We start from the raw sequence: 25,183 nt of genomic DNA on the forward strand, positions 1-25,183 counted from the left end.
ACCCGCGCGAGACGACGAGACGATGCCCGATATCCTGGTGCTCTATTACAGCCGTGGCGGCTCGGTGGCGCGGCTGGCGCGGCAGATCGCGCGCGGGGTCGAGGAGATTCCCGGCATGCAGGCGCGCCTGCGCACCGTGCCGCCGGTGGCCGCGGTGACCCAGACCGCGGCCCCCCCGGTGCCGGAGGACGGCGCCCCGTATGTCGAACGCACCGACCTGGCCGAGTGCGCGGGCCTGCTGCTGGGCAGTCCAACCCGATTCGGCAACATGGCCGCACCGCTGAAACACTTCGTCGACAGCCTGGGCGCGGAATGGGCCAGCGGCACCCTGGCCGGCAAGCCGGCGGCGGTGTTCACCTCCACCGCCGCCCAGCACGGCGGGCAGGAGTCCACGCTGCTGTCGATGATGCTGCCGCTGCTGCACCACGGCTGCGTGATCGCCGGCATTCCGTTCACCGAGCCCGCGCTGAGCGCCACCCGGACCGGCGGCACGCCCTACGGCGCCAGCCATGTCGCCGGCGCCGACGACGATCCGCAGCCGAGCGAAGACGAGAGCGTGCTCGCCCGTGCGCTGGGCCGCCGCGTCGCCACGCTCGCGACGAAGCTGGCATGAGCGGGCGCGGCGCCGCGCACTGGTTGCTGGCGGGCGCACTGGCCGCGCTGGCGATGCTGTTCGTGCCCTGGCTGGCGCATGGCGAGCACCTGGTCGCCGCACTGATCGTGTTCGTCGCACCGCCGCTGCTGCTGCTCGCCGGCGTGTTGCGCGGCAGCGCACGGGCACGCTTCTGGGCCGGCGTGTTCGGCCTGCTGTGGTTCTGCCACGGGGTCATGGAGGCCTGGAGCGAGCCGGCCGTACGTGCCTACGCCTGGACCGAAATCCTGCTGTCACTGGTCGTGATCGGCAGCAGCAGCTGGCCCGGTCTGCAAGCGCGGTTCGGACAACGGCGCAGATGACGGGGCCCGCGTTCGGGTGGGTCGCGGCATGGCTCGTCTGGGCGGCCTTCTCGTCGCATGGCCATGCCGCGGCTGCCGACATCAACCCGGCCATGGGCTGCGGACAGATGGAAGAGATCGCCAACCGCGACGGCTCCCGGCTACGTCTGCATGTGACCTGCGGCCCGTCTGGGGAGATCCGCACACGGGTGACCCGTGCCGCCCCCGGCGACGACGCGTTCCACCTCGTGCTCGACGATCCACAGGCCGAGTCGGACAGCGCCGGGACGCTGGTTCGCCGGGTCGCCTTCACCGACGTCGACGAGGACGGGTTTCACGACGTGGAGGTCATCGGCACCTGCGGGGCCGGCCCCAATTGTCTGGCCACGATCTACCGGCTGGAGCCGTCCTCGGGGCGCTTCTATACATTCTTTTCCGGCGGCTACGCCGACCTCTGGATCATGGACGGCCACGTTGTGGAAGCGGGCCGCGCCAGCTGCTGCGCCTGGGAGTACCACGCCTGGCCCATCCAGCCGGGCCCGCCGCTGCGCGTATCCGACAGGATGGCGTTTCGCGCGGTCGTGAGCGTGGACGGGGAGCACGACGGTGTCGATTGCCGCTTCCTGCAGCGCATGCCCGACGGCGAGGAGGCCCTGATGTTGCCGCCCGACGACGCGTGGCTGAAAATCTGCGAACACTACGGCGACGCCTATCGTCTCGCCGATCCGGGCGCCTGACACCTCGCCCCTCTTTTCTCTCGACTGCGACGGGACACGCCCCTGATGGAAGAACTGCTGATCGTCACCACCGGTGGCACCATCGACAAGGTCTACTTCGACGACAAGTCGGACTTCCAGGTCGGAGAACCGCAGATCGGTCGCATCCTCGAAGAACTCGGCGTCGCGTTCCGGTTCCGGGTGATCCCCATCCTGCGCAAGGATTCGCTGCACATCACCGACGAGGACCGCGACCTGATGCGCGCGACCATCGCCGCCCAGTCCACCCGCCACGTGCTGATCACCCACGGCACCGACTCGATGGTGGCCACCGCGCATGCGCTGACCGCCCTCTCCGGCAAGACCATCGTGCTCACCGGCGCCCTGAACCCGGCGCGTTTCCGCGGGTCGGACGCGGAGTTCAATATCGGCACCGCCGTCGGTGCTGTGCAGTCGCAGCCGCCGGGCGTGTACATCGCCATGAACGGACGGATCTGGGATCCGGCCAAGGTCCGCAAGAACGTCGAGGCGAACCGCTTCGAGTCCGCCGGCTGAGGATTCAGTCGCCCCGCACCGGCCCGGACACACCGGGCGCGGCGGGCATGTGCTGCATCATCGCGTCGGGCTCGGCGTACTCCACGTCGGGGTCGGACACGAACGCGGCGAGCAACCGCTGCGCACGCTCGCGATCGAGCGGACGGTCGGCCACCACCAGATCGGCACCGACGCCGAGCCGGCGCTCCCAGCGCACGGTGACGTCGCCGTCCAGGCCCGCACGGTCCAGGGTCGAGGCCAGGCGTCCGGCCAGGACGTCGCGGGTCTCGCGCGGCTCGCTGCCGGCGCGATACTTGACGATGAAACGCTGCCAGGGACCGGCTCCGTACAGCACGGCGGTCGGGGACGGATCGGACATGTGGACCTCTCCAGCGGAGGCCAGGCCCACACCGCCCGGCAGAAACACCAGCAGGCAGGCGGTGGTGGCGCATCGAATGCGGATCCAGCGCACGATGCGCTCCCATGTGGCCCGGGAGTCCCTTGATACGCCGGTCGCACCGGCGAGGCAAGCCGCGCCTTTCGGCGCCCACTGGTCGGCAACGGCGCGCATCACCTTTCCCGCGACATGGAGTCGGCTGCAGAGGCGCGGTGGATCGGAACGCATGCCGCCGCTTCGCCCGCGCCGGGTCTCCGAAGACGATCGCCGCGGCCGACGACGCCGGGACGGGCCGGGATGACCGGCGATGTCGTGCAGGACCTCCGTCGACCTGACGAAGCGTTCGCCTCGATCCGGGGCGCAATCGCGCGCGATATCCGCGCGGCCTACTGCCGGCTGCACTGCCCGGCCGGACCGTCGGACATGCTCCAGCACAGGCACGGGGCCGTGTCGGGCTCGGCCGACGGCACCTCGCCGCGGGCCGGCCGCGCGCATACGATCCGGATCCGATGCTCCATGCGGCCTCCGGCACCGAAGTGCCGGAGGCCAGTGCGGATCAGTTGTGTCGCGCCTGCAAGGTCACGTTGGCGAACGCCGTCTCGCCCACCAGCTTGATGTAGTAGGCGCCCGGCTGCGGCGTACCGATGCGGACGCTCTCGTTGTTGCCCGGCCGCGCCGAACGCGCATCGTGGTCGGCCTCGTCGGGCTCGGCCTCGTGGCGCACATACAGGCTGAGGTTACCGCTGCCGCCCGAGCTGGTGATGCTGAGCGGACCGGTGGCGCCCGCCGGCACGTCGATGCGGTACAGCACCGCCTCGCCGGCGGCCGCCGACACCCCGCGCACCGGCGTCCGGTTGAGCAGTTCGATCGCATCCGGACCGGTATCGCCCACCTCGACGCTCTGCCGGCGGGTGCCGGTGTTGCCCTCGTCGTCGGTGACGGTCAACGACACCTCGTACGTGCCGGCCGCAGCGTAGGTCTTGACCGGAGCCGCCTCCTCGGACGTGGTGCCGTCGCCGAAGTCCCACGCGTGACCGACGATGTCGCCGTCGTCGGTGGAGGTGTCGGCGAAAGTCACCGTCAGCGTGTCGTGGTCCACCGAGAAGGTGAATCCCGCGACCGGGTCGCCCGGCTCCCCGCCGCCCTCGCTGCCGATGCCGTCGATGAATTCGACACCGCTGCCGGTCGGGTCGAGCCAGCTGGCGAGGCTGGTGGCGGCGGTGCCGCCACCGGTCCAGGACGTGTACACGCGCCCGTACCAGTCCACGTGCTGGTCGCCGGTGGTGCTGCAGGACGCGTAACCGCCGTGCAGCTGGCCGATCACGCGCTTGTCCGGGCTGAACATCGGCGAGCCCGACGAACCGCCCTCGGTGGTGCCCTCCGGGTTCCACTGCACCTTGAGATGGCTGGTGCCGCTGTTGCCCAGATACCCCTGGATCAGCAACGGATTGTTGGAGTGGGTGATGCGTTTCTCGGCGACGCGCGGATGGTGGATGCCGGTGGCGCCGTCGTAGGCGATGTCGCGGCGGTCCCAGCCGTTCCAGCTGAGATTGAAGGCCGGGTCGGCCGGATCGTCGAGCTCGAGCAGAGTGAAGTCCGACGTGGCCCAGGTCGCCCTGACCGTGGCGCCGGTCTGGTTCTGCGCCATGCTGCCATCGCCGTTGGCGCCGCTGTCGGCGCTGCCGGGCACGCGGCAGACCGAGTTCTCGTAGTTCCAGTACACCACGATGGACGCGGCCGCATCGGCGGTGCCCATGTTGCAGTGATGCGCGGTCAGGAAATACATCGTCTGGTCGTTGGCGGTGTTGTTGACCAACGAGCCGGTGCAGTACAGCGTGCCGAAGCGGGTGTAGGCACCGACGGCGGGAATCTGGTCGCGCCAGTCGTCGCCTGCCGGGCATGCCACGTCGACGTTGCAGGAACCGGACACGCCGGCCGCCTGCTCGAGCGAGCCGGTCCGGGCGAGCTCGCCGAAGCCGACGTAATCGTGATTGACGCTGCCGATCCGCAAGCGCAACCGGTCGGCCTGCGCCTTGGGCACGACGACTTCGATCACGGCGTGGTCGCCGGGCACGATCGGCGACCACAGCTTGCCGTGCGGCTTGTTGTCGTCGGCGGTGAACGTACGGATCGCATCGGCCTGGGCCTTGCCCTGCAGGCCGGCCGGATAGATCAACATCCGACCGCCTTCGGGCATGTGGTACTCGTCGAAGCCGAAGTTCAGCGACAGCGCATCGCGCGACTCGATGCGCAGGCGCCAGATCAGGGTCTCGGCGTCGAGCTCGTCCCAGTCGCCGGCATCGAGCGGACTGATCGACACCGCATGCGGCGTCGCGAACCGGACCGGCGCATCGCGGCGCGGCGCACGGTGCTGCAGGTCCTCCGCGAGCAGGCGCGCGTTGTCGACGCGGGGCATGTTGCGCACCTCGACGGTGTGCTCGGCGGGCAACCGATGGTCGAGCGCGGCCGGGCGTACGTCGGACGCCGCGGCCGCGGTGCCGCCGGCCGACATCGCGCCGGCCATGAAGATCGAAATCCATCCTTTCATGAGTTCATACATCCTTCTGTTGCTGGAGTCGGGATCGGAGCGGGGATCCGAACGGGGACCGCGCGGGCGCACCGGGGAGAGAGATCCGGTACGCCCGCGCAGACCGTCATGAACGGGCGGCGCTCCGCCCGCCATCGAGCGCGGCGTCAGCCGCCGCCGTAGCTGGCGGTGAGGGTGACGCCGGAGAACGCCGAGTAGCCGCGGACCATGACGTGATAGGTTCCGGCCTGCGGCGCGGCGCTGGTGCACGCTTCGGTGTTGCCTGCACGGTAGGGGCGGCAATCCCAGGTCGACGTGGTCGGCTGCGCGCCGAAGCGGACGTACAGATCCGCATCGCCGCTGCCGCCCGCGATCGAGATGTTGAGGTTGCTCGCGCCGGCCGGCACCACCACCGTCCAGTGACGCGTGCTGCCGGCCGCACCGGACAGCCCGGTGACCGGCACGCCGTTCTGCAGTTCGTTTGGTCCCGGACCGGGACCGGGGCCGGGCCCCGGACCGGGATCGACGCCCTGCACCGCGGCGACGGCGGCGTTGGCATCGATGATGCCGGCACCGATCGGCTGGCTCGGCGTGGCGGGGAACGCCCGCGCGGTCTGCTTGATCGTGGTCTCGATCTGCGCCGGCGTGCGCGGCGTCTGTGCCGCCGCCTGCATCAGTGCGACCACGCCGGCCACGTGCGGCGCCGCCATCGAGGTGCCGCTGCTGCTCGCGTAGCTCGGTGAACTCCCGCTGCGGTAGGTCGAATAGATGGCGGTACCGGGCGCGGAGATGTCGATCAGGTTGCCGTAGTTCGACGCCTGTCCGCCGCTCCAGATCGAACGCGCGCCGTTCTGGTCGTTGGCCGCCACCGAGATCACGTTGTTGCAGTTGCCCGGCGAGAAGTTGGCGACGTTCGCGTTGCTGTTGCCCGCCGCCACCACCACCGTGGCGCCGTTCGCGACCGCGCCGTTGATCGCGTTCTGGTACGCCGAGCCGCACGCACCGCTGCCGCCGAGACTGAGGTTGATCACTTCGGCCGGGTTGCTGTTGGCCGGCACGCCCGGCACGCTGCCGCCGGCCGCCCAGGTGATGGCGTCGATGATGTCGGACGAATTGCCGTAACCGTTGCGACCGAGCACCCGCAGATGCAGCAGGCTGGCGTCGGGCGCGGTGCCGGCCACGCCGACGCCGTTGTTGGTCACGGCCGCGACCGTGCCGGCCACATGAGTGCCGTGCAGGACGCCACAGGCGTCGGTGGGGTCGGAGTCGCGGCCGTTGCCGTCGCACGAGCCTGCGTTGCCGCTGCTGGTGGAACTGACGAAGTCGTAGCCGCCGACGGAGTTCGCGTCCAGATCAGGATGGGCGATGATGCCGCTGTCGATCACCGCGACCACCACACCCGCACCGGTCGAGCGATCCCAGGCCTGCTCGGCACGAATGCCGCCGGCCTGGCTGAAGAACCCCCACTGCTGGCTGTAGCCCGGGTCGTTGGGCGTCATGTTCGCCCGCATCAGGCGATCGACCTCGACGTATTCCACGTTCGGGTCGGTCGCCAGCTGGCGCATGAAGTTCGCCGCGTCGACGGCATCGAGGGCCTGGTCGAGGACGATCACATCGGCGCCGATGCCCATCCTGCGCGCGTGCTGGGCACGGACGGCGACGCCGGCCTTGGCGGTGGCCGGCCTGGCGACCGAAGCCGCGGCCGTGTCGAGCGAGCGCTTCAGTTGCACGGGGTCCGCGAACTGCGGGCTGCCGTCGTGATACTTCACGATGAAACGCGTATGCGCGTCGGCGGACTCCAGACCGCTGAGATTCACCCGCTCGACGGCGAACGCCGGCAGGGACAGGGCCGCAAGGGTGGCTGCGGCGAGCATCCGGCGGCGGATGCGGGGATAGGACGTGTGCATTGAAATCCTCCAGGTGGTGATGGGGCTCAGCCCCGCTTCCTGCGATTCCCGGTCGTCGATGTCCTCGACCGATCCGGCCACCCGTCCCCTGACGTTGATGGCCGCAAACTGACGCTAAGCGACCATTCAACATGAATGCAACACAACGAGAATGATTATCGAGAGATATCTGTGTCGGCCATCACCTATTCCCGGACGACATCTCCAGTTGGCGACATGGGTCACAGAAGCCGGCGAACACGATCGAGCGATCCGGACGCCTGCCCGCGGGCCGTACGCCCCGGCAACGATCGGAAAGGAGATCTCGGGATGCGTGCATGCGTCAGGGCCGACGCCCATGGACGCGCCGCCTCGGCAGGCCCCGCGGCGTCCTGCGGACGGGCGTGCCCAGGGCGTGGCATGCGATGACGCTGCGCCCACCGTCGAGGCGAGCGGCCGATGTCCGCGGACGGACGGGGCCCGCGAAAGCCGCGGTCAGAGCATCCCGGTCTCGAGGCGAGCGGCCTCGGACATCATGGTCTGGTTCCATGGCGGATCGAACACCAGTTCCACATCGGCCTCGCGCACCGTGGGGATCATCTCCAGCTTGCTGCGCACGTCGTCGACGAGGATGTCGCCCATGCCGCACCCGGGCGCGGTCAGGGTCATCTTCACCTCCACCGTGCGCGCGCCGGCGTCGGCCGGATGCACCACGGCTTCGTACACCAGGCCCAGATCGACCACGTTGATCGGAATCTCAGGATCGAAACAGGTCCGCAACTGCTTCCAGACCAATTGTTCGACGGCCGTGTCGTCCGCACCCTCGGGCAGTTCCAGCGGCGCCGGCGGCTCCTTGCCGATGGCGTCGGCGTCGCGCCCGGCGATGCGGAAGAGATTGCCCTCCACGAAAACGGTGTAACTGCCGCCCAGCGCCTGGGTGATGTAGCCGGCGCTGCCGGCAGGCAGGGTGACCTCCTCGCCCTGGGGGACGAGGACGGCGGCGCAATCGCGCTCGAAACGGACGGGTTCGCTGCTGCGGGAATACATGCGGAGAAGATGGGGACGAGGCGCGCGGGCGCAAGCGCGCATTCTAGCGCCCGCGCGATCCCGGTATGCTGGAACGCCCTGTTGCCCGGAACGCGATGACGCCGTCCTCCACCGCCCGCCGCCTGGCCACCCTGTGGGCCTTCCGGATCTTCGTCCTGGCGGTCGGCATCCTGGGCTTTGCCGCGATCTGGGTCCTGCTGGCCGCGGCGATGGGCCGTCCGCTGAGCGCACTGGCGCTGGTCGCCGCGCTCGATGCCGCCCTGCTGGTGCGGATCGCCCGGATCGCACCGGGTTGGCCACGGGCCCTGACCGCCGCAGCGGCCACGGCGGCGATCGTGGTCTTCGCCCAGTTCGGCATCATCGCCGCTCAGGTCGGGATGATGTTCGGCCTGCTGCCGTGGGAGTCGGCATTGCGCCTCGGGCCGTCGCTGGCCTGGACGATCGCCGGTGTATCGCGCGATGCGGTCGACATCGCCTGGTACGGCGCGGCGCTCGCCATCGGCGCGACCCTCTCGCGCTGACTGCGCACACCATCGCCGACCGCCACGGCGACAGGCTCCGGCTCGCTCAGTGCGCGCCGCCGTCCAGCGCCTTGAGCTCGGCCACCAGCGCGTTCGCCATCTCGGCACCGTCACCGTAGAGCATGCGGGTGTTGTCGGTGTAGAACAGCGCGTTCTCGATGCCCGCGAACCCCGTCCCGCGGCCGCGCTTGATCACCACCACCTGTTTCGAGGTGTTCACGTCCAGGATCGGCATGCCGTAGATCGGGCTGTCCGGGTCGGTCCGGGCCACCGGATTGACCACGTCGTTGGCGCCGATGACCAGACTGACGTCGGTATTGGGAAACTCGGGATTGATGTCGTCCATGTCCGCGATCAGGTCGTAGGGCACCCCCGCCTCGGCCAGCAGGACGTTCATGTGCCCGGGCATGCGCCCGGCCACCGGGTGGATCGCGAAGCGCACCTTGACCCCGCGTTCGCCCAGCCGCTGCGCCAGTTCCCAGATCTTGTGCTGGGCCTGCGCCACGGCCATGCCGTAACCGGGCACGATCACCACCCGCTCGGCGAAGGCCATCATCGCGGCGACGTCGCCGGCCTCGATCGGTTTCTGCGTCCCCTCGATGGCCTGGCCGCCACCGGACGCGCCGAAGCTGGAGAACAGCACGCTGGCCAGCGAGCGGTTCATCGCCTTGGCCATCAGCCGGGTCAGCAGCATGCCCGCGGCGCCGACCATGGTGCCGGCGATGATCAGCGCCTCATTGCCGAGCACGTAGCCTTCGAAGGCCACTGCCAGGCCGGTCAGGGCGTTGTAGAGCGAGATCACCACCGGCATGTCGGCGCCGCCGATGGGCAGGGTCATCAGCACGCCCAGCGCCAGCGCGCAGACGAAGAACGCGACCACCATCGGCACGCCGAGGGCGTGGATCACCAGGCCGCCCAGCACCACGGCCGCCAGAAACACGGCCGCGTTGAAGGCTTGCTGTCCGGGGAAGGTGTAACGCCTGTCCATGCGTCCGTCGAGCTTGGCCCACGCGATCACCGAGCCCGACAGCGCCACCGCGCCGATCAGCGCGCCGGCCACCGCGAGCACCAGCACCACCGTCGACGGCGCCGCGCCTGCGTCCGACCAGCGCAGCAGTTCCACCGCACCGATCGCCGCGGCCGAGCCGCCGCCCAGCCCGTTGTACAGCGCGACCATCTGCGGCATGTCGGTGATCGCCACCTTCTTGCCCGAACCCCAGGCCAGCACGGTGCCCAGCACGATCGCCGTCGCCATCAGCCCGAAGTTCTGCAGGCCCGGCACGAAGAACGTCGCCACCGTGGCCAGGACCATGCCGGCGCCGGCCCACTGGATGCCCGAACGCGCGGTCCGGGGCGAAGCCATGCGTTGCAGACCGAGCAGGAACAGCGTCGCCGCGACCAGATAGCTGACCGCGACCAGCCCCTCGCGCAGGTCGAGGCCGTTCATCGCGCGGCCTCGATCGCCGCATCGGCGCCCGGTGCAGCGACCTTTCCGCCCCCCGCCGCCCCGCTCACCGATCGGCCCCCGGCGTCTTGCTGGATCGGAACATCTCGAGCATGCGCTCGGTGACCACGTAGCCGCCGGCGGCGTTGCCGGCTCCCATCAGGACCGCGATGAAGCCGATCGCCTTTTCCAGCGTGGTATCGGCGTGCCCCAGAACGATCATCGCCCCGATCAGGACGATGCCGTGGATGAAGTTGCTGCCGGACATCAGCGGGGTGTGCAGGATCACCGGCACCCGGGCGATGATGACGTGGCCGGCGATCGCCGCCAGCATGAAGATGTACAGCGCCACGAACCCGTCGCCCATGCCTGCCTTCCCCGATCGCCAACCCCGCTACCGATCATACCCGCCCGGCGCACGCGCGCACCGGCACGCGTCCGCCCGCCACCTGACCACCGTTCCGGTCGCTGTCAACCGGCGGCGCGCCGGCGCGTTGATCGGAGCGAACCCCGAACGAGGCCCGGTCCCGCCGTGGATGGCAGCCTGCCCAACCCCGCCCGGAGCGTGCGCGTGAGCGGAACGTCCGACGCGCCGCCGCCCGCACCGCCCCACACGCTGGAGCGGTTCTTCGCGGATGTGCGCGGCCGCGCGTTCCGCTTCGCGGAAATCGGGCTGCGCCACCGCGAGGATGCGCTGGATGCGGTCCAGGACGCGATGACCCGGATGCTCGGCTACCGCGAGCGTCCGCCGGAAGAGTGGACCGCGCTGTTCTGGACGATCCTGCGCAGCCGGATCGTCGACATCCAGCGCCGCCGGATCTTCCGTCTGAGCTGGATCGGCGAGGCCGGCGACCGCGAAGGCGAGACCCTGGAATGGGCCGACGACGCGCCCGATCCGTCGCGGGCGCAGGATTCGCGCGAGGCCTACACCGCGCTGGTCGCGGCGCTGCGCACCCTGCCGCGCCGCCAGCGCGAAGCCTTCACGTTGAGGATCCTGGAGGAACTCGACGTGCCGACCACCGCACGCGTCATGGGATGCGGCGAGGGCTCGGTGAAAACCCATCTGTCGCGCGCCCGCGACGCGCTGCAGAAGCAACTGGAGGATTTCCGATGACCGCCCCGACCGGCTCCCGCGACGACCGCATGGACGAAGCCGCCCGTCGTGCCCACACGGCGGCGCTGCAGGCCATGCCGTCGCGCACGCTCGCGCAATTGCGGCCGCGCGCGACGCCCGCCCCGGCGCCCTCGGCACGATGGCGCCCCGCCTGGGCGCTGGCGACCGTGGGCGCGGCGGTGTTCGCCGCCGCCCTGGGCCTGCGCACGCTGACCGATGGCCCCACGGCCCCCGTGCCGGCTGCGGTCGAAGTCGCGACGACGCCCTCGGCCCTGCCGCGCATCGACGACCCCCTGCTCGCACTCGACGAAGACCCCGACCTGTTCCTCTGGCTGGCCTCGACCGACGCCCAGCCATTGGCGATGGAGTGACCGCCATGCCCCATATCCTGCTGATCGCGCTGTGCGCACTCGCCCTGAGCGGCTCCGCCCTGGCCGGCCCCGCCCAGGCACAGACACCCGCCCCGCCCGCTGCCGCGCCCAGCGCGCCGGCACTTCCGGACTGGGAACAGCTCGATCCCGCCCGGCGCGACGCCCTGATCGCCCCGGTCCGCGAGCGCTGGAACAGCGACCCCCAGGCGCGCGAGCGCATGCTGCGCCACGCCGAGCGCTGGCAGCAGATGACGCCCGAACAGCGTCAGCGCGCGCGTCAGGGCGTGAAGCGCTGGGAGGACATGCCGCCGGAGCGGCGTCGCGAAGCACGCGAACTGTTCCAGCAGATGCGCGACATGCCCGAGGCCGAACGCGAGGCCCTGCGCGAGCGCTGGAAATCGATGTCTGCGGACGAGCGCGAACGCTGGCTGGAAGCACGCCGATCCGGGCCTCCGCAGCACTGACGGGCACGGCGCGGATCCGGCCGCGCGCCGAAGCGACCGGACCGTCCGGGGTTCCCGGGCCGCGCGCGACCTCCCTCTTCCGACTGCCTGGGCGGTCGAACCGCTCAGACCGCCTGGGCCGGCGCCACGGCATTCGTGGTCACGCCCGCGGGCACCGCCGGCCAGACCGTCTTCGCGAGCAGCTCGTCGTCCCAGTCGAACACCAGATCGCCGTCGGACAGCAGCAGTTGCATGAAATTCAGCACGTTGCGCGCGTACATCTCGCTGGCATGCTGCGCGCCCTCGCTGGCCAGGTTGAGTGGGCCCGCCACGGTGACGCCGCCGCTCTCCACGGTTTCGCCGCGCCGGGTGATCTCGCAGTTGCCGCCGGTTTCGGCGGCCAGGTCGACGATGACGCTGCCGGGGCGCATTCCGGCGACCATCGCCGCGGTCACGATCCGCGGTGCCGGCCGGCCCGGCACTGCGGCCGTGCACACCAGCACGTCGACGCCTCTCAGATATTCGGCCAGCCGCCGTTGCTGCTCGGCCCGCTCCTCGTCGCTCAACGCGCGTGCATAACCGCCTTCGCCCGCGGCGCTGACCCCCAGGTCCAGGAAGCGCGCGCCCAGCGACTGGATCTGCTCGCGGGTCTCGGGACGCACGTCGAACCCTTCCACCTGCGCGCCCAGGCGCCGCGCCGTGGCGATGGCCTGGAGGCCGGCGACGCCGGCGCCGATCACCAGCACCTTCGACGGACGGATCGTGCCGGCCGCGGTGGTCAGCATGGGGAAGAAGCGCGGTGCCAGTTGCGCGGCGAGCAGCATGGCCTTGTACCCGGCCATGCCCGCCTGCGAGCTGAGCACGTCCATCGCCTGCGCCCGGGTGGTGCGCGGCAGTCGCTCGAGCGGAAACGCACGCAGCCGCCGCGCGCGGATGCCGTCGCCACGGGCCGGATCGACCTCGGGCTGCAGCAACCCGACCAGCACCGCGCCGTCCTGCAACCGCTGGAGCCGGGACGGATCGGGCGCCTGGACGCACAACACCGCGTCGGCGGCATCGAGCGCGGCGTCCGCATCGGCCACCACGGCCGCACCGGCCGCCTCGTAGGCGGCATCCGCGAAGAAGGCGGCTTCACCCGCACCGCGTTCGATACGCACGTCGGCACCCGCCTCGACCAGCTTGCGGCAGGTCTCCGGCGTGATCGCCACGCGACGCTCCCCTTCCGCGCGTTCGCGCGCGACCCCGATCGTGACTGCCATGCCGTCCTCCCGTCCGCCTGCGCCGATGCTAGGAGGCGGCGCGGCGGAAGTCACTCCCCGCGGCGCCTGGGGGCACCCGAGTCTCAATCGCCGTTGACGACGGCCTTGAGCGGCGGCGACGCCGCGTTGAGGCGCTGCCAGAGCTGCTTCATCGCCTCGTCGAACGGCGCGTCCACCGAGCGCACCACCGCGCGCCCGTTGGCGACCAGCACTGCGAGTTCCTCCGGCGACACCACCATCTTGCGCACGCCGCGACGGTTCACCAGCAGGAAACGCGAAGTCAGCGGACTGATCCAGGCGATCCGCGCGGCGGACTCGTGGCCCGAGCGATCGATCAGGCGCAGGCCCTGCCCGACCTTCAGGCGACGCATGCGGGCGGCGGTCGCCGGATCGTGCTTCAGGGTATCGGTGCCGCCGACCAGCCGCAGCGGCAACATCGCCTCGTCCGGCTCGAAGCTGTCGATCTCGTCGGCGCGGGGCGTGTGGATGCGACGGGCGGTATCGGGCATCGCCAGCGCGGAGATGATCCGCGCCATCGCGTCGCGCGCGGCGGCGGCATCCAGCCCGCAGTTGGAATAGCACTCGCCCAGCGGCGCCTGCAATGCGAGCAACTGGTCCGCCACGGCGGCACCGCGCACCTGCGCCGCATCGGCATCGACCTGGACCATCGCGTCGCCCAGGCCGACGGCGACATGGTGGCGCTCGGACTCCGGACCGTCGCGCAGCCAGGTCTGGGTGAGATGGTGCCGCCAGTGCTCGTCCAGGAAGTGCGCCACCGGCGCGGTCAGCGGCCGGTCGGCCATCCGCGAGGCGACCAGCATCTCCGCGTTCGCGCGCGCCAGTTGCAGACGCTCACGGCCGAAGATCGATTCGGCGACACGACGCTCGGCGATTTCCGCGCGCTTGCGCTGTTGATCGAGCTGGTCGCGCAGTTCGCTCGCGGCCAGCTCGAAGATGGCCGCATCGTCCTGGTATTCCTCGACCACGCGGTCCACCGCGCGCTCGGCGCGATCCAGGGTCTCCTGGTCCTGGGCGGTCTCGCCGGGATTGCCGTCGCAGGCCTCGGTCAGCGCGTCGAGCAGCTTGCGCGCGGGGTGACTGCGGCGGTTGAAGAGAGAGTCGTCGGTCAGCGCGACCTTGAAGTAGGGCACCACCAGCTTGCCGTACATCGCGCGGGCGCGCTGCAGGAGATCGTTGGCCTCGAACAGCGACTGGAACAGGATGCCGACGAGGTCGATCGCATCGTCCTCGTCCGCACTGAAACGGATCCGCTCCGGGTCCAGCCCGAGCTGGCGGACGCTGCCCAGGATCTGGCTGCGCAGCACGTCGCCCAGCGGGCGCTTGTCCTCGCCGGCGAGCGCGCGCGCATAGGGACCGGGATCGTCGCCCTGCAGCAGCGAGGCGATATTGAGCATGTCCTCGGTACCCAGCACCTCGCCTTCCGGTTCGCCAGCGCCGGCACCCTCGATCAGCCCGGCATCGGCCAACGCCGAGCCACCGCGGGCGCGCCAGACGCGCAACTGGTCGTGGACGATGTCGCGGTAGCGCAACGGCTGGCCGTCGGCCTGGCCGGCTGGCGGCCCCGCGAACCGTGCCGGCGCAGCGGGCGCGTCCAGCCGGTCGTGAACACCCTGCAGCGGGGTGGACGGACCCGCCTCACCATGATGTGGGGGATCGCGCCTCGCCTCGACCACCCCGCCATCGGGGGTCCAGCCGGCATCCGGGCGCATCGCGGTGTCGACACGGCGCTCCTCGCGACGCGCGGGCGCACCCGACACCCGCGTCCCGGCCCCGACGCCGTAGGCGCCTGCGGCCAGGGCGGCGTTCGCCTTGCCGTACACCTCGCCGAGCAGCTTGGGCAAACGCTTGTCGAACTGCTGGAACAGCATGCGACGCAGCCCGGGCGTCAGATCCTCGGCTTCGAACAGATCGACGAATGCCGACACCGCGACCTCCGGCCGCAACGGGTTGTCGCGCACGCCTTCCAGTCCCATCGCGACCGCCAGCGCTTCGAGGCGCTCTTCGAGCTGGGCAAGGGGATGCAGGAACTGGTGTTCGAGCAGCTCGATGATCTGTTGCCCGGCGAGATGGATCTCCAGCTCGCCCTCGGACATCAGCTCCAGCGCGCCGTCCACGCGCTCGCCCGCCTGCACGGCCGGATCGCGCCAGCGCTCGAAGGCCTGGTCGATGGCCGCCCGGTAGCGGGTGGCGAGCTCGAGCGCGCGGGGCGCCAAGGCGAGCACCGCCACGCGGTCCTCCTGCGCGGCGCTGAAGTCGTGACCGGCCAGTGCCGCCAGCCGCACCTGTTCCTCGATCGAGCTCCAGAACCCTGACAACACGCCGACCAGGTCGGTTACGGCATCCCGCTGGAGGCTCTCCAGCACGTGCTCGGCGCCACGCGCACCCGGTGGGCGCGCCGCACGTTTGGTCGCGAGGTCGTCGAGGGGCTTCATTCGGGAGACAATACGCACCGGCGACGGAATGCCGCCGGAATTCGCATACGATCCTGAATGGTACGTCTAACGTCTGTGATCACAATCCCAAATACCGCCAACGATGCGGCACTTGCCGCCCTCGACCGTCGCCGCTCGGTCCCGGCGCGTCAGCTCGCCGCGCCCGCGCCGGACGACTCCACACTGCTGCGGCTGCTGCGTTCGGCCGTTCGCGTCCCCGACCACGGCAAGCGGGTGCCGTTCCGCTTCCTGCGCCTCCGCGGCGACGCCCGCGACGCCTTGGGCTCGCGCGTGGCCGAGATCGGCAAGCGCCGACAGCCCGACGCCGGCCAGGCCGCGTTCGACAAGGACCTGCAGCGCTTCTCGCACGCGCCGCTGGTGCTGGTGGTGGTGGCCGTGCTCGACCCCTCCGACAGCGCGATCCCGGAGCAGGAACGGCTGATGACCGCCGGTTGTGTATGCCTGACGGTCCTGCAGGCGGCCCAGGCCCTGGGCTTCGCCGGAACCTGGCTGACCGGCTGGCCGGCGTTCGACCGCGAGGTGGCTGGCGTGTTGGGGCTCGGCCCTCACGAATCGGTCGCCGGCTTCGTCCATCTGGGTACCGCGGCGCTCGAGGCCCCCGAGCGCGACCGCCCCGATCCCGCCGCGCTGCTGCGCGACTGGACGCCGTGACCGCGCTCGCGCCACCGCGCGCGCCCCTGCACCTGGTCGATGCCAGCCTGTACGTATTCCGAGCCTGGCACTCGATGCCCGATGAGTTCCGCGACGCCGACGGGCAGCCCGCGAACGCGGTCCACGGGTTCGCCCGCTTCCTGCTCGAACTGCTCGAACGCGAGCGACCGGGCCACATCGTGGCCGCCTTCGACGAAGCGCTCGACAGCTGTTTCCGCAATGCGCTCTACGCGCCCTACAAGGCCAACCGGCCACCGGCACCCGAGGCGTTGCGCCGCCAGTTCGCACACTGCAAGACGCTGGCCGCCGCGCTCGGGGTGACCGTGCTGGCGCACACCGACTACGAAGCCGATGACCTGATCGGCAGCGCGCTCGTGCAGGCCCGCGCGCACGGCCTGCGCGGGGTGGTGGTGTCGGCCGACAAGGACCTGTCCCAGTTGCTGGTCGACGACGACGAGCAGTGGGACTTCGCCCGCGGCGTGCGCTGGGGCGCGGCCGGCGTACCGGCCCGGCACGGGGTGCGCGCCACGCAGATGCCGTGCTACCTGGCGCTGTGCGGCGACGCGGTGGACAACATTCCCGGCGTCCCGGGCGTCGGGGCGAAGACCGCAGCCGCGCTGCTGACGCATTTCGAGGATCTCGACACCCTGCTCGCCCGGGTCGACGAAGTGCCGTTCCTGCGCCTGCGCGGCGCGCGTCAGGTCGCGGTGCGCTTGCGCGCGCACGCCGAGCAGGCGCGGCTGTGCCGGCAGCTGACCCTCATCGCGCTCGACGCGCCGCTGGCACCGGCGGTGGCACCGTACGCCCGCGGGCCCGCCGACGCCGATGCGCTGGCCGCCCTGTGCGAACAGCTGCGGTTCGGGCCGCTCACCCGGCGTCGGCTGCGGGCCGCGGCCGGCCTGGACGACGCGCCGTTCTAGCCCCCGTGCAACAGGCCTGTACCGGTCGCGCTAGGATCGGGACATGAAGACACCTGCACGCCCCGAACCCGAACTCCTCTACCAGGGCGACTGGCTGCGCCTGGTCCGCCGCGGCAAGTGGGAGGCCTGCGAGCGTAGCCACAGTGCCGAGGGCCTCGCCGTCCTCGTCATCGCGGTGACCCCCGACGACGAGGTCCTGTTCGTCGAGCAGTACCGCATGGCGCTGGGCGCACGCACCATCGAGATGCCCGCCGGCCTGGTCGGCGACGACCACGCCACCGACACCCTCGAATCGGCCGCGCGCCGCGAACTGATCGAAGAGACCGGCTGGGATCCCGCGCGCGTCGAGATCCTGCTCACCGGCCCGACCAGCGCCGGCATGAGCAATGAGCGCATCGCCTTCGCACGGGCGACCGGCCTGCGCCGGGTCGGTCCCGGTGGCGGGGTGGCCGGCGAGGACATCGTCGTCCACAGCGTGCCGCGTGCGCAGGCACCCGCCTGGCTGATGGCGAAGGCCCGCGAGGGTTACGAGCTGGACCTCAAACTCTGGGCCGGGCTGTGGATGATCGAGCGCGACCCGGACGGCCGCCCGGCCTCGGCGTGACCGTGCACGGTCGCAGTTGGGCAGGCACGTGACGCGAGTGAGCTGTCTGAGCGTGCGGCACCGGTGCCGGCGTCGGCACCCGAGAGCCTCTGCTTCGGTCGGGTCGCCAGCGGCCGCCTCGAGCACAGCGTCCAGCTTCCGGCCCGCGGATCGAACCTGGCGCCTTGCGCGGCGCCGGGCATCGCGCTCGGCTCTTACCTACGTGCACGGACGGGTGGCCGACATCGTCGCTGCGACATGCACGTCGCCGTGCCAGCCCTCCGCCACCGTCCGCCGCAATCCTGGGCATGCCCCGAGCCGCTGCCGTGCAGCGTCGCTCACTGATCACCGGATCGCCGCATCCAGGCAGCGCTCCGCGTCAGCTGACCGCGAAGCGATCGGTCGCCTGCACCAGCGCGTCGACGTTCTCCGGCTCGAAGGCGGAATGACCGGAGGCCGGCGTGATCACCAGGTCGGATTTCGGCCACGCCTTGTGCAGGTCCCAGGCGTTCTGCGCCGGGCAGACTACGTCGTAGCGGCCGTGGACGATGACGCCGGGGATGTCGACGATGCGGTACACATCGCGCAACAACTGGTCGTCGACCTCGAAGAAGCCGCCGTTGACGAAGTAGTGGTTCTCGATCCGCGCGAACGCGAGCGCGAACTGCGGATCCTCGTGCCCCTCGACGAAGTTCGGATCCACATGCAGGAACGAGGTCGCGCCTTCCCAAACGCTCCAGGCCTTGGCCGCGGCCAGGCGCACGCTCTCGTCGTCGCTGGTCAGGCGCTTGCGGTAGGCCGCCATCATGTCGCCGCGCTCGGCCTCGGGAATCGCCGCCACGTAGTGCTCCCACGCATCGGGGAACAGACGCGACGCACCCTCCTGGTAGAACCACTCCAGCTCCCAGCGACGCAGCATGAAGATGCCACGCAGGACCAGTTCGGTCACCCGCTTGGCGTGGGTCTGCGCATACGCCAGGCCCAGCGTCGATCCCCAGGAGCCGCCGAAGACCTGCCAGCGGTCGATCTCGAGGTGCTCGCGCAGCCGCTCGATGTCGGCCACGAGATCCCAGGTGGTGTTGTCGGTCAGGTCGGCATGCGGCGTGGAACGACCGGCACCGCGCTGGTCGAACAGCACGATGCGGTACTTCGCCGGATCGTGGAAACAGCGCATCTTCGGGCTGCAACCGCCACCCGGCCCACCGTGCACTACCACCACCGGCTTGCCCTTCGGATTGCCGCTCTGCTCGTAATACAGCGTGTGGCGGTCGTCGACCTGCAGCAGGCCGCTGTCGAAGGGCTCGATCTCGGGGTAGAGCGTGCGCATCGGGCTGAGTTCCTGAACGAAAACAGGCCATTCTACCAGCCGGCCTGCCAGCCCCCGCCCGGCGGCAGGTTCAGGCGGATGCCCGGCAGCCCAGCGACACCCGGTCGCGACCCTCGAGATCGCAAGCGGTCTCGACCGCTTCGAATCCGGAGGACGCGAGCAGTCCGCGCACGACCGCACCCTGGGTGTGCCCGTGCTCGAGCAGCAGCCACCCGCCCGGTGCGAGGTGCTCCGGTGCGGCGGCGACCAGGCGACGGATGTCGTCGAGGCCATCGGCGCCCGACGCGAGTGCCGACGCGGGCTCGAACCTGAGATCGCCACGTTCGAGGTGGGGATCGTCGGCCGCCAGATACGGTGGGTTGCTGACCACGACATCGAAGCGACGTCCGACCAGCGGACCGAACCAGTCCCCCGCAAGCCACGTCACCCGGTCCAGGCCGAGAGCCCGGGCGTTGCCGCGGGCCACCGCCAGCGCGGCGTCGCTCCGGTCTACGCCGACCACACGGGCCAGGGGCCGCTCCCTGGCCAGCGCAAGCGCGATCGCGCCGCTTCCGGTCCCGAGGTCGGCCACTTCGGACGGAGCGCCCGGCGGCAGGCGCGCCAGCGCCAGTTCGACCAGGCGCTCGGTGTCCTCGCGAGGGATCAGGGTGTCCGGGGTCACTGCGAGGTCCAGGCTCCAGAAGCCGCGGCGCCCGGTGAGATAGGCCACCGGCTCGCCCGCTTCGCGGCGCGCGACCAGCACCTCGAACGCCGCGACGCGATCCGGCGGCGCGACGTCGTCGCCATGGGCATACAACCAGCTGCGCGGTCGTGCGAGGGCATGCAGCAACAGCCACTCCGCGTCCACCGGATCGATCCGCCCGCGGGCGTCGGCGAGGAGTGCGCGGTAGCAGGGGGCCGAAGTCGACATGGCGCGCATCCTACCCGCCGCCTCCGGATTCGACCACGCGACCACGCGGGCTGCCGGCGCCGGCCGACGCAGATGGCGCGGCCGGCGGCGGGCGGCGGGCTACAGGCGGATGCGCCCGACGATGTCGTAATAGGCGTCGAGATCGAGCCATTCGATACCGGAGACCACCTTTCCGTCCCGCATGGTCATGATGTACATGTACTCGTTGGCATAGGGCGCGCCGTCGATCGCACGACTGGTGCTCTGGATGCGGGCGAACACTTCGTCGCCGTCGGCCCAGGTCCCGATCGCCTTGATCGCCAGCGGTTCGGCGAAGCGCGCGAACAGGTCGGCCTCGGCGTTCTCGAACAGGTCCTGCATCCCCTCGTACGTGCGTGCGACCGGGCCGTGCCCGGCAATGGTCCACGTGCAGTCGGGCGCGAAAATGCGCTCGAAGAAGATGGTGAAGTCCCGGGCGGCCTCGGCCAAGGCGTCGCGGACGGTCTGGAGATTGCGTTGCTCATTTTCGGTGTACGACATGACAGGTCCTTTCTGGGCGGGGTGCGACGATCGATTTAAAGACCGATCGTTCCGAAATAATTTACCAGACTGATCGTTCCAAAAAAAGCGACCGGGTGTAGAGTCGCGTTCCGTCCTGTTCATGCCCTTCCCGATGACACGTCCCGACACCACCACGCCCCCGCCTGCCGCCACGCGTGGCCGCCCCCGCCAGTTCGACAGCGATCGGGCCCTGGCCGCCGCGATGGGAGTCTTCTGGCGGCATGGCTACGCCGGAGCGAGCATCGGCACGTTGCTCGAGGCGATGGGCATCAGCCGGGCGACGCTCTATGCGACCTTCGGCGACAAGGAAGCGCTGTTCCATCGGGTGATGGACCTCTACGAGCGCGAGAAGACCGCCTACATGGTCGAGGCCCTGGACCGCCCCACGGCCCGTGGTGTGGCCGAGCGGATCCTGCACGGGACGCTCGCGTTGCAGACCGATACCGCCGCCCCCCGGGGCAGCATGGGCATCGTCCACTCGATCAGCCACGCCCCGGGCGATGAACGCATCCGCGAGTTCGTGACCCAGCGTGGCCTGTTCTGGCGCGAGAAGCTGGTCGCGCGTATCGAGCAGGCGGCTGCGGCGGGCGATTTCCCCGAGCGTTTCGGCGCGCGTGGCCTCGCCTTGTCGCTTAAGGCCGCGACCGACGGACTGCTGGTGGCGGCCGGCAGCGGCGCCACCCAGGCCGAGTTGCACGAGATCGTGGAGGCCTTTCTGGCGATGTGGCCAGGCCGCTGACGGCGGTCTCCAGGCATGCCGAAGCCGACCGAGCGGCCAAAAAAGAAGGCGACCAGAGGTCGCCTTCGAAGATTCCGTGACACGCGTGGGAGGGAGTACGGGACACGGAAGGGGTGGACGGCCGGGCCGTCGCATTCGGGTTCACGCCGTGCGGGCCGCGAGGTCGGAATCGAGTCTGCTGCAACGCAACACGCGGCGTCAAGAACGGTTTCCCCTGAAACTTTGACGGACTTATTGATAGGCAAGAACTATCAAATTAATGCCGACTATCGATTTCCATTATCGATAGCCTCCCCCTATCCTGTGCGTCTCCGGTCCAACCGGATCCGTCCCCCCAACCCTCCAGAAGGACATCCATGTCTCTCATCAACACCCAAGTTCAGCCGTTCAAGGCCACCGCGTTCAAGAACGGCGAGTTCGTCGAAGTCAGCGACGCCGACCTGAAGGGCAAGTGGTCGGTCCTGATCTTCATGCCGGCCGCCTTCACCTTCAATTGCCCCACCGAGGTCGAAGACGCCGCCGAGCATTACGCCGAGTTCCAGAAGGCGAATGCCGAGGTCTACATCGTCACCACCGACACGCATTTCTCGCACAAGGTGTGGCACGAGACCTCCGCGGCCGTCGGCAAGGCGCAGTTCCCGCTGGTCGGCGACCCGACCCACAAGCTGACCCGCGCTTTCGGCGTGCACATCGAGGAAGACGGCCTCGCCCTGCGTGGCACTTTCGTGATCAACCCGGAAGGCGTGATCAAGACGGTCGAGATCCACGACAACGCCATCGCCCGCGACATCACCGAGACCCTGCGCAAGCTCAAGGCCGCCCAGTACGTCGCCGCCAATCCGAACGAGGTCTGCCCGGCCAAGTGGAAGGAAGGCGAGAAGACCCTGAAGCCCTCGCTGGACCTGGTCGGCAAGATCTGAGTCCGCCGTGCGCGACTGGCCCCGGCCACGACGCACGACCGCACCCCATCCCCGCCACGGCGCGGGGGTGGGCGTGCACCGGAGCCGGTTGGCCGCTGCCAGCCGTCGCCAGCTCCCGGCCCAGCCGGTTCCGGTGCACGCCCCCTTTTTTCCGATGACCTCCCATGACCGGCACGGCGACCCGCTTCGCCGCCTGTCGCGGATGTGTCTTGACCGAACGTATTGATTGAAACAGGAGCCTGACCGTGCTGGAAGAAGACCTGAAGACCCAGCTTGCCGCCTATCTGGAGCGCGTGGTGCGCCCGATCCACATCGTCGCCTCGGTCGACGATGGGGCGAAGTCGGAGGAAATGCTCGACCTGCTGAATGAGATCGAGCGTCTGAGCCCGCAGCTCAGCGTCGAAGTGCGTCGCGACGACGACGAACGCAAGCCGTCGTTCGCGCTGACCTCGCCGGGCCAGGCCATTTCGCTGCGCTTCGCCGGCCTGCCCATGGGCCACGAGTTCACCTCGTTGGTGCTGGCGCTGCTGCAGGTGGGCGGACATCCGTCCAAAGCCGCCCAGGAGACCATCGAACAGGTGACGGCGCTCGAGGGCGAGTTCCGCTTCGAGACCTACTATTCGCTGTCGTGCCAGAACTGCCCGGACGTCGTGCAGGCGCTGAACCTGGCGGCGGTCCTCAATCCCAACATCCAGCATGTGGCGATCGACGGCGCACTGTTCCAGGACGAAGTCGACGCCCGTCAGATCATGTCGGTGCCGACGATCTTCCTCAACGGCGAACCCTTCGACCAGGGCCGCATGACCCTGGAGCAGGTGGTCGCCCGGCTCGATGCGGGCTCCTCCGACCGCCAGGCGAAGAAGATTTCGGCCAAGGCACCGTTCGACGTACTCGTGGTCGGCGGCGGTCCGGCCGGCGCGGCCGCGGCGATCTATGCGGCGCGCAAGGGCATCCGCACCGGCGTGGCCTCCGAGCGCTTCGGCGGCCAGGTACTCGACACCATGGCGATCGAGAACTTCATCTCGGTGCCCGAAACCGAGGGCCCGCGCATGGCCGCGCAGCTCGAACAGCACGTGCGCCAGTACGACGTCGACGTGATGGACCTGCAGCGCGCGCAGCAACTGGTGCCCGCGGGTGCGGACGGCCTGGTCGAGATCAAGCTGGAGAACGGCGCATCGCTGAAGTCCAGGACGGTGGTGCTGTCCACCGGTGCGCGTTGGCGGCAGATGGGCGTGCCTGGCGAGGACGAGTACCGAAACAAGGGTGTGGCCTATTGCCCGCACTGCGACGGTCCGTTGTTCAAGGGCAAGCACGTCGCGGTGGTCGGCGGCGGCAATTCCGGCGTCGAGGCCGCGATCGACCTGGCCGGCATCGTGCGCCACGTCACCCTGATCGAGTTCGACGACAAGCTGCGCGCCGACGATATCCTGCAGCGCAAGTTGCGCAGCCTCGGCAACGTCACCGTGCTCACCAGTGCGCAGACCACCGAAGTCCTGGGCGACAGCGCCAAGGTCACCGGACTGGTCTACAAGGACCGCATGGGTGGCGACAGCCACCGCCTGACCCTGGACGGGGTATTCGTGCAGATCGGCCTGCTGCCCAACACCGAATGGCTCCAGGGCACCGTCGCGCTGTCGCCGCGCGGCGAGATCGTCGTCGACGACCGCGGCCAGACCAGCGTGCCCGGCGTGTTCGCGGCCGGCGACTGCACCACCGTGCCCTACAAGCAGATCGTCATCGCGATGGGCGAAGGCTCGAAGGCGGCGCTGGCCGCATTCGACCACCTGATCCGCGCCAGCGCCCCCGCGGCCGCCGGCGCGGTGGCCGAAGCGGCCTGATCCGCCGCACGCGCGCGCCGCGACCGGCGCGCGTTCCGTCCAGCCCCCTGCCCGGAGCCTGCCCATGAACCTGCGCGATCTCCGCTATCTCGTCGCCCTCGCCGATCATCGACACTTCGGGCGGGCCGCTGCGGCATGCTTCGTCAGCCAACCGACGCTGTCCACGCAGATCCGCAAGCTCGAGGACGAACTGGGTGTGGCGCTGGTCGAGCGCGCGCCGCGCAAGGTGATGCTGACCCCGGCCGGCCGCGAGGCGGCCGACCGCGCGCGCCGCATCGTGTCGGAGGTCGAGCAGATGAAGGAGGCCGCGCGCCGTGGCCAGGATCCGCAAGCCGGCACGGTCCGGGTCGGCATCTTTCCCACGCTCGGCCCTTACCTGCTGCCGCACGTGATTCCGCGCGTGCGGACCCGGTTCCCCCACCTGGAGCTGTTGCTGGTTGAGGAGAAGAGCGAGGTGCTGCTGTCGCGCCTGCGCGACGGCCGCCTCGATGCGGCCCTGCTCGCCCTGCCGGTCGACGACGACCAGCTGCACACCGAGCTGCTGTTTTCCGAGCCTTTCGTACTGGCGGTGCCCGAGCGCCATCCGTTCGCCGGCCGCACCAGTCTGAAGCTCGACGATCTCGCCGACCAGCGCCTGTTGCTGCTCGAGGACGGCCATTGCCTGCGCGAGCAGGCGCTCGACGTCTGCCAACTCTCGGGCGCCCACGAGAAGAGCGAGTTCCGCGCCACCAGCCTCGAAACGTTGCGGCAGATGGTCGCGGCCAATGTCGGCATCACCCTGCTGCCGCTGCTCGCGGTGCAGCCCCCGGTGGCCCGTTCCGAGGACATCCGCCTGCTCCGGTTCGAAGGGCACACGCCGACCCGCGAAATCGCGATGGTCTGGCGGCGCAGCTCGGCGATGGACGCCTTCCTGCGCCAGCTCGCGACGGAGTTCGGCGCCCTGCCGCCGGCGCTGCTCGGCGCGCCGGTGAACGACGGCATAGCGCCGGTCGATCCCGCGCCGCGGGCGGCTTGAGTCGCCGGGCCCGAACGGATAGGTTGAAGACGGCAACGGGCGGCGCGCATGCGTCGCCCGTTGCGTTATGTCCT

The 25,183-nt window shown here is 70.2% G+C and carries 26 protein-coding genes; 15 read left to right on the forward strand and 11 right to left on the reverse strand.

The genetic code is table 11. The annotated features are described in order from the left end of the window. Positions 1 to 22: 22 nt before the first annotated feature. From wrbA to RG19_RS11690, 4 genes are read left to right on the forward strand one after another with little or no spacing between them, the layout of a single operon-like run. Positions 23 to 613, forward strand: a complete 591-nt coding sequence (gene wrbA / locus RG19_RS11675; RefSeq protein WP_058835412.1) for an NAD(P)H:quinone oxidoreductase — start codon at positions 23 to 25, stop codon at positions 611 to 613. Next, positions 610 to 954 (forward strand): DUF2069 domain-containing protein, encoded by a 345-nt coding sequence (locus RG19_RS11680; protein ID WP_058835413.1) that lies wholly within the window; start codon positions 610 to 612, stop codon positions 952 to 954. Before wrbA ends, RG19_RS11680 begins: the two co-directional genes overlap by 4 nt. After that, positions 951 to 1,670, forward strand: coding sequence for a hypothetical protein (locus RG19_RS11685; protein WP_058835414.1), 720 nt, complete (start codon positions 951 to 953; stop codon positions 1,668 to 1,670). The genes RG19_RS11680 and RG19_RS11685 overlap by 4 nt, the downstream gene beginning before the upstream one ends. A gap of 45 nt (positions 1,671 to 1,715) precedes the next feature. Continuing rightward, the gene (locus RG19_RS11690; protein ID WP_058835415.1) at positions 1,716 to 2,204 is read left to right on the forward strand and encodes an asparaginase domain-containing protein; all 489 of its coding nucleotides are present in this window, start codon (positions 1,716 to 1,718) and stop codon (positions 2,202 to 2,204) included. A 4-nt stretch (positions 2,205 to 2,208) separates the two neighbouring features. Here RG19_RS11690 and RG19_RS11695 read toward each other — a convergent pair whose 3' ends face one another. The 4 genes from RG19_RS11695 to sufT form a co-directional block, all read right to left on the reverse strand. Next, positions 2,209 to 2,562, reverse strand: a complete 354-nt coding sequence (locus RG19_RS11695) for a hypothetical protein (protein ID WP_157515249.1) — start codon at positions 2,560 to 2,562, stop codon at positions 2,209 to 2,211. Between the two features lie 574 nt (positions 2,563 to 3,136). Beyond that, a complete protein-coding gene (locus RG19_RS11700; RefSeq protein WP_162267071.1) occupies positions 3,137 to 5,128 on the reverse strand; it encodes a PKD domain-containing protein in 1,992 nt (663 codons plus the stop codon). A 146-nt stretch (positions 5,129 to 5,274) separates the two neighbouring features. Beyond that, positions 5,275 to 7,014 carry a S8 family serine peptidase gene (locus RG19_RS11705; RefSeq protein ID WP_058836579.1) on the reverse strand — a complete coding sequence of 580 codons (1,740 nt, stop codon included), beginning with the start codon at positions 7,012 to 7,014 and terminating at the stop codon, positions 5,275 to 5,277. A gap of 474 nt (positions 7,015 to 7,488) precedes the next feature. Beyond that, entirely contained in the window at positions 7,489 to 8,040 is a 552-nt protein-coding gene (gene sufT / locus RG19_RS11710; protein ID WP_058835418.1) for a putative Fe-S cluster assembly protein SufT, read from the reverse strand. 95 nt (positions 8,041 to 8,135) lie between these two features. On the opposite strand from sufT, the gene RG19_RS11715 reads away from it, so the two are divergent. After that, positions 8,136 to 8,561 carry a hypothetical protein gene (locus RG19_RS11715; protein ID WP_058835419.1) on the forward strand — a complete coding sequence of 142 codons (426 nt, stop codon included), beginning with the start codon at positions 8,136 to 8,138 and terminating at the stop codon, positions 8,559 to 8,561. A gap of 46 nt (positions 8,562 to 8,607) precedes the next feature. Here the strand turns inward: RG19_RS11715 and RG19_RS11720 are convergent, their stop codons facing one another. After that, positions 8,608 to 10,008, reverse strand: a complete 1,401-nt coding sequence (locus RG19_RS11720; protein ID WP_058835420.1) for an NAD(P)(+) transhydrogenase (Re/Si-specific) subunit beta — start codon at positions 10,006 to 10,008, stop codon at positions 8,608 to 8,610. 64 nt (positions 10,009 to 10,072) lie between these two features. Continuing rightward, positions 10,073 to 10,372, reverse strand: coding sequence for an NAD(P) transhydrogenase subunit alpha part 2 (locus RG19_RS11725; RefSeq protein WP_058835421.1), 300 nt, complete (start codon positions 10,370 to 10,372; stop codon positions 10,073 to 10,075). Between the two features lie 198 nt (positions 10,373 to 10,570). Between RG19_RS11725 and RG19_RS18260 the strand changes: the two genes are divergently transcribed. Genes RG19_RS18260 through RG19_RS11740 form a run of 3 tightly spaced genes read left to right on the forward strand, consistent with a single transcriptional unit; the run spans position 10,571 to position 11,954 of the window. Further along, positions 10,571 to 11,119, forward strand: a complete 549-nt coding sequence (locus RG19_RS18260; protein ID WP_058836580.1) for an RNA polymerase sigma factor — start codon at positions 10,571 to 10,573, stop codon at positions 11,117 to 11,119. Then, the gene (locus tag RG19_RS11735) at positions 11,116 to 11,490 is read left to right on the forward strand and encodes a hypothetical protein (RefSeq protein WP_058835422.1); all 375 of its coding nucleotides are present in this window, start codon (positions 11,116 to 11,118) and stop codon (positions 11,488 to 11,490) included. The genes RG19_RS18260 and RG19_RS11735 overlap by 4 nt, the downstream gene beginning before the upstream one ends. A gap of 5 nt (positions 11,491 to 11,495) precedes the next feature. Further along, positions 11,496 to 11,954 (forward strand): DUF3106 domain-containing protein, encoded by a 459-nt coding sequence (locus RG19_RS11740; protein ID WP_058835423.1) that lies wholly within the window; start codon positions 11,496 to 11,498, stop codon positions 11,952 to 11,954. Between the two features lie 104 nt (positions 11,955 to 12,058). Here RG19_RS11740 and RG19_RS11745 read toward each other — a convergent pair whose 3' ends face one another. Next, positions 12,059 to 13,192 (reverse strand): NAD(P) transhydrogenase subunit alpha, encoded by a 1,134-nt coding sequence (locus RG19_RS11745; RefSeq protein WP_058835424.1) that lies wholly within the window; start codon positions 13,190 to 13,192, stop codon positions 12,059 to 12,061. A gap of 83 nt (positions 13,193 to 13,275) precedes the next feature. Further along, positions 13,276 to 15,645, reverse strand: coding sequence for a DUF1631 family protein (locus tag RG19_RS11750; protein WP_058835425.1), 2,370 nt, complete (start codon positions 15,643 to 15,645; stop codon positions 13,276 to 13,278). 75 nt (positions 15,646 to 15,720) lie between these two features. On the opposite strand from RG19_RS11750, the gene RG19_RS18265 reads away from it, so the two are divergent. The 3 genes from RG19_RS18265 to RG19_RS11765 are packed head-to-tail and all read left to right on the forward strand — an operon-like array spanning position 15,721 to position 17,841. Beyond that, the gene (locus RG19_RS18265) at positions 15,721 to 16,317 is read left to right on the forward strand and encodes a nitroreductase family protein (RefSeq protein ID WP_162267072.1); all 597 of its coding nucleotides are present in this window, start codon (positions 15,721 to 15,723) and stop codon (positions 16,315 to 16,317) included. Next, on the forward strand, positions 16,314 to 17,237 hold the full coding sequence (locus RG19_RS11760; RefSeq protein ID WP_058835427.1) for a 5'-3' exonuclease: 924 nt from the start codon (positions 16,314 to 16,316) through the stop codon (positions 17,235 to 17,237). Before RG19_RS18265 ends, RG19_RS11760 begins: the two co-directional genes overlap by 4 nt. Positions 17,238 to 17,280: 43 nt before the next feature. After that, positions 17,281 to 17,841 (forward strand): NUDIX hydrolase, encoded by a 561-nt coding sequence (locus RG19_RS11765; RefSeq protein WP_058835428.1) that lies wholly within the window; start codon positions 17,281 to 17,283, stop codon positions 17,839 to 17,841. A gap of 358 nt (positions 17,842 to 18,199) precedes the next feature. On the opposite strand, the gene pip is transcribed toward RG19_RS11765, so the two are convergent. The 3 genes from pip to RG19_RS11780 all read right to left on the reverse strand — a co-directional run bounded on the left by pip (position 18,200) and on the right by RG19_RS11780 (position 20,576). Continuing rightward, positions 18,200 to 19,147 (reverse strand): prolyl aminopeptidase, encoded by a 948-nt coding sequence (gene pip, locus RG19_RS11770; RefSeq protein ID WP_058835429.1) that lies wholly within the window; start codon positions 19,145 to 19,147, stop codon positions 18,200 to 18,202. 70 nt (positions 19,148 to 19,217) lie between these two features. Continuing rightward, the gene (prmC, locus tag RG19_RS11775; RefSeq protein WP_058836581.1) at positions 19,218 to 20,057 is read right to left on the reverse strand and encodes a peptide chain release factor N(5)-glutamine methyltransferase; all 840 of its coding nucleotides are present in this window, start codon (positions 20,055 to 20,057) and stop codon (positions 19,218 to 19,220) included. A 99-nt stretch (positions 20,058 to 20,156) separates the two neighbouring features. Further along, positions 20,157 to 20,576: a nuclear transport factor 2 family protein gene (locus RG19_RS11780; RefSeq protein ID WP_058835430.1), complete on the reverse strand. Its 420-nt coding sequence runs from the start codon at positions 20,574 to 20,576 to the stop codon at positions 20,157 to 20,159. Positions 20,577 to 20,709: 133 nt separating this feature from the next. Between RG19_RS11780 and RG19_RS11785 the strand changes: the two genes are divergently transcribed. From RG19_RS11785 to oxyR, 4 genes are all read left to right on the forward strand, one after another. Then, positions 20,710 to 21,336: a TetR/AcrR family transcriptional regulator gene (locus tag RG19_RS11785; RefSeq protein WP_058835431.1), complete on the forward strand. Its 627-nt coding sequence runs from the start codon at positions 20,710 to 20,712 to the stop codon at positions 21,334 to 21,336. 356 nt (positions 21,337 to 21,692) lie between these two features. Then, the gene (gene ahpC / locus RG19_RS11790) at positions 21,693 to 22,256 is read left to right on the forward strand and encodes an alkyl hydroperoxide reductase subunit C (protein WP_058835432.1); all 564 of its coding nucleotides are present in this window, start codon (positions 21,693 to 21,695) and stop codon (positions 22,254 to 22,256) included. A gap of 245 nt (positions 22,257 to 22,501) precedes the next feature. Then, positions 22,502 to 24,094: an alkyl hydroperoxide reductase subunit F gene (gene ahpF / locus RG19_RS11795; RefSeq protein WP_058835433.1), complete on the forward strand. Its 1,593-nt coding sequence runs from the start codon at positions 22,502 to 22,504 to the stop codon at positions 24,092 to 24,094. A 64-nt stretch (positions 24,095 to 24,158) separates the two neighbouring features. Next, positions 24,159 to 25,109: a DNA-binding transcriptional regulator OxyR gene (gene oxyR, locus RG19_RS11800; protein ID WP_058835434.1), complete on the forward strand. Its 951-nt coding sequence runs from the start codon at positions 24,159 to 24,161 to the stop codon at positions 25,107 to 25,109. Positions 25,110 to 25,183: the final 74 nt, after the last annotated feature.

The sequence above is a fragment of the Luteimonas abyssi genome (assembly GCF_001482195.1).
GTDB lineage: Bacteria > Pseudomonadota > Gammaproteobacteria > Xanthomonadales > Xanthomonadaceae > Luteimonas > Luteimonas abyssi.

Excerpts from the sequence above, each read along its gene's own strand:
- RG19_RS11685 (WP_058835414.1), top strand. The coding sequence starts at position 951 with ATGACGGGGCCCGCGTTCGGGTGGGTCGCGGCATGGCTCGTCTGGGCG.
- RG19_RS11750 (WP_058835425.1), bottom strand. The coding sequence starts at position 15,645 with ATGAAGCCCCTCGACGACCTCGCGACCAAACGTGCGGCGCGCCCACCG.
- RG19_RS11700 (WP_162267071.1), bottom strand. The coding sequence starts at position 5,128 with ATGAAAGGATGGATTTCGATCTTCATGGCCGGCGCGATGTCGGCCGGC.
- RG19_RS11705 (WP_058836579.1), bottom strand. The coding sequence starts at position 7,014 with ATGCACACGTCCTATCCCCGCATCCGCCGCCGGATGCTCGCCGCAGCC.
- ahpC (WP_058835432.1), top strand. The coding sequence starts at position 21,693 with ATGTCTCTCATCAACACCCAAGTTCAGCCGTTCAAGGCCACCGCGTTC.
- RG19_RS11680 (WP_058835413.1), top strand. The coding sequence starts at position 610 with ATGAGCGGGCGCGGCGCCGCGCACTGGTTGCTGGCGGGCGCACTGGCC.
- oxyR (WP_058835434.1), top strand. The coding sequence starts at position 24,159 with ATGAACCTGCGCGATCTCCGCTATCTCGTCGCCCTCGCCGATCATCGA.
- RG19_RS11785 (WP_058835431.1), top strand. The coding sequence starts at position 20,710 with ATGACACGTCCCGACACCACCACGCCCCCGCCTGCCGCCACGCGTGGC.
- wrbA (WP_058835412.1), top strand. The coding sequence starts at position 23 with ATGCCCGATATCCTGGTGCTCTATTACAGCCGTGGCGGCTCGGTGGCG.
- RG19_RS11715 (WP_058835419.1), top strand. The coding sequence starts at position 8,136 with ATGACGCCGTCCTCCACCGCCCGCCGCCTGGCCACCCTGTGGGCCTTC.
- RG19_RS11690 (WP_058835415.1), top strand. The coding sequence starts at position 1,716 with ATGGAAGAACTGCTGATCGTCACCACCGGTGGCACCATCGACAAGGTC.
- prmC (WP_058836581.1), bottom strand. The coding sequence starts at position 20,057 with ATGTCGACTTCGGCCCCCTGCTACCGCGCACTCCTCGCCGACGCCCGC.
- RG19_RS11735 (WP_058835422.1), top strand. The coding sequence starts at position 11,116 with ATGACCGCCCCGACCGGCTCCCGCGACGACCGCATGGACGAAGCCGCC.
- RG19_RS11725 (WP_058835421.1), bottom strand. The coding sequence starts at position 10,372 with ATGGGCGACGGGTTCGTGGCGCTGTACATCTTCATGCTGGCGGCGATC.
- RG19_RS11740 (WP_058835423.1), top strand. The coding sequence starts at position 11,496 with ATGCCCCATATCCTGCTGATCGCGCTGTGCGCACTCGCCCTGAGCGGC.
- RG19_RS11695 (WP_157515249.1), bottom strand. The coding sequence starts at position 2,562 with ATGTCCGATCCGTCCCCGACCGCCGTGCTGTACGGAGCCGGTCCCTGG.
- RG19_RS11720 (WP_058835420.1), bottom strand. The coding sequence starts at position 10,008 with ATGAACGGCCTCGACCTGCGCGAGGGGCTGGTCGCGGTCAGCTATCTG.
- sufT (WP_058835418.1), bottom strand. The coding sequence starts at position 8,040 with ATGTATTCCCGCAGCAGCGAACCCGTCCGTTTCGAGCGCGATTGCGCC.
- pip (WP_058835429.1), bottom strand. The coding sequence starts at position 19,147 with ATGCGCACGCTCTACCCCGAGATCGAGCCCTTCGACAGCGGCCTGCTG.
- RG19_RS11745 (WP_058835424.1), bottom strand. The coding sequence starts at position 13,192 with ATGGCAGTCACGATCGGGGTCGCGCGCGAACGCGCGGAAGGGGAGCGT.
- RG19_RS11765 (WP_058835428.1), top strand. The coding sequence starts at position 17,281 with ATGAAGACACCTGCACGCCCCGAACCCGAACTCCTCTACCAGGGCGAC.
- RG19_RS11780 (WP_058835430.1), bottom strand. The coding sequence starts at position 20,576 with ATGTCGTACACCGAAAATGAGCAACGCAATCTCCAGACCGTCCGCGAC.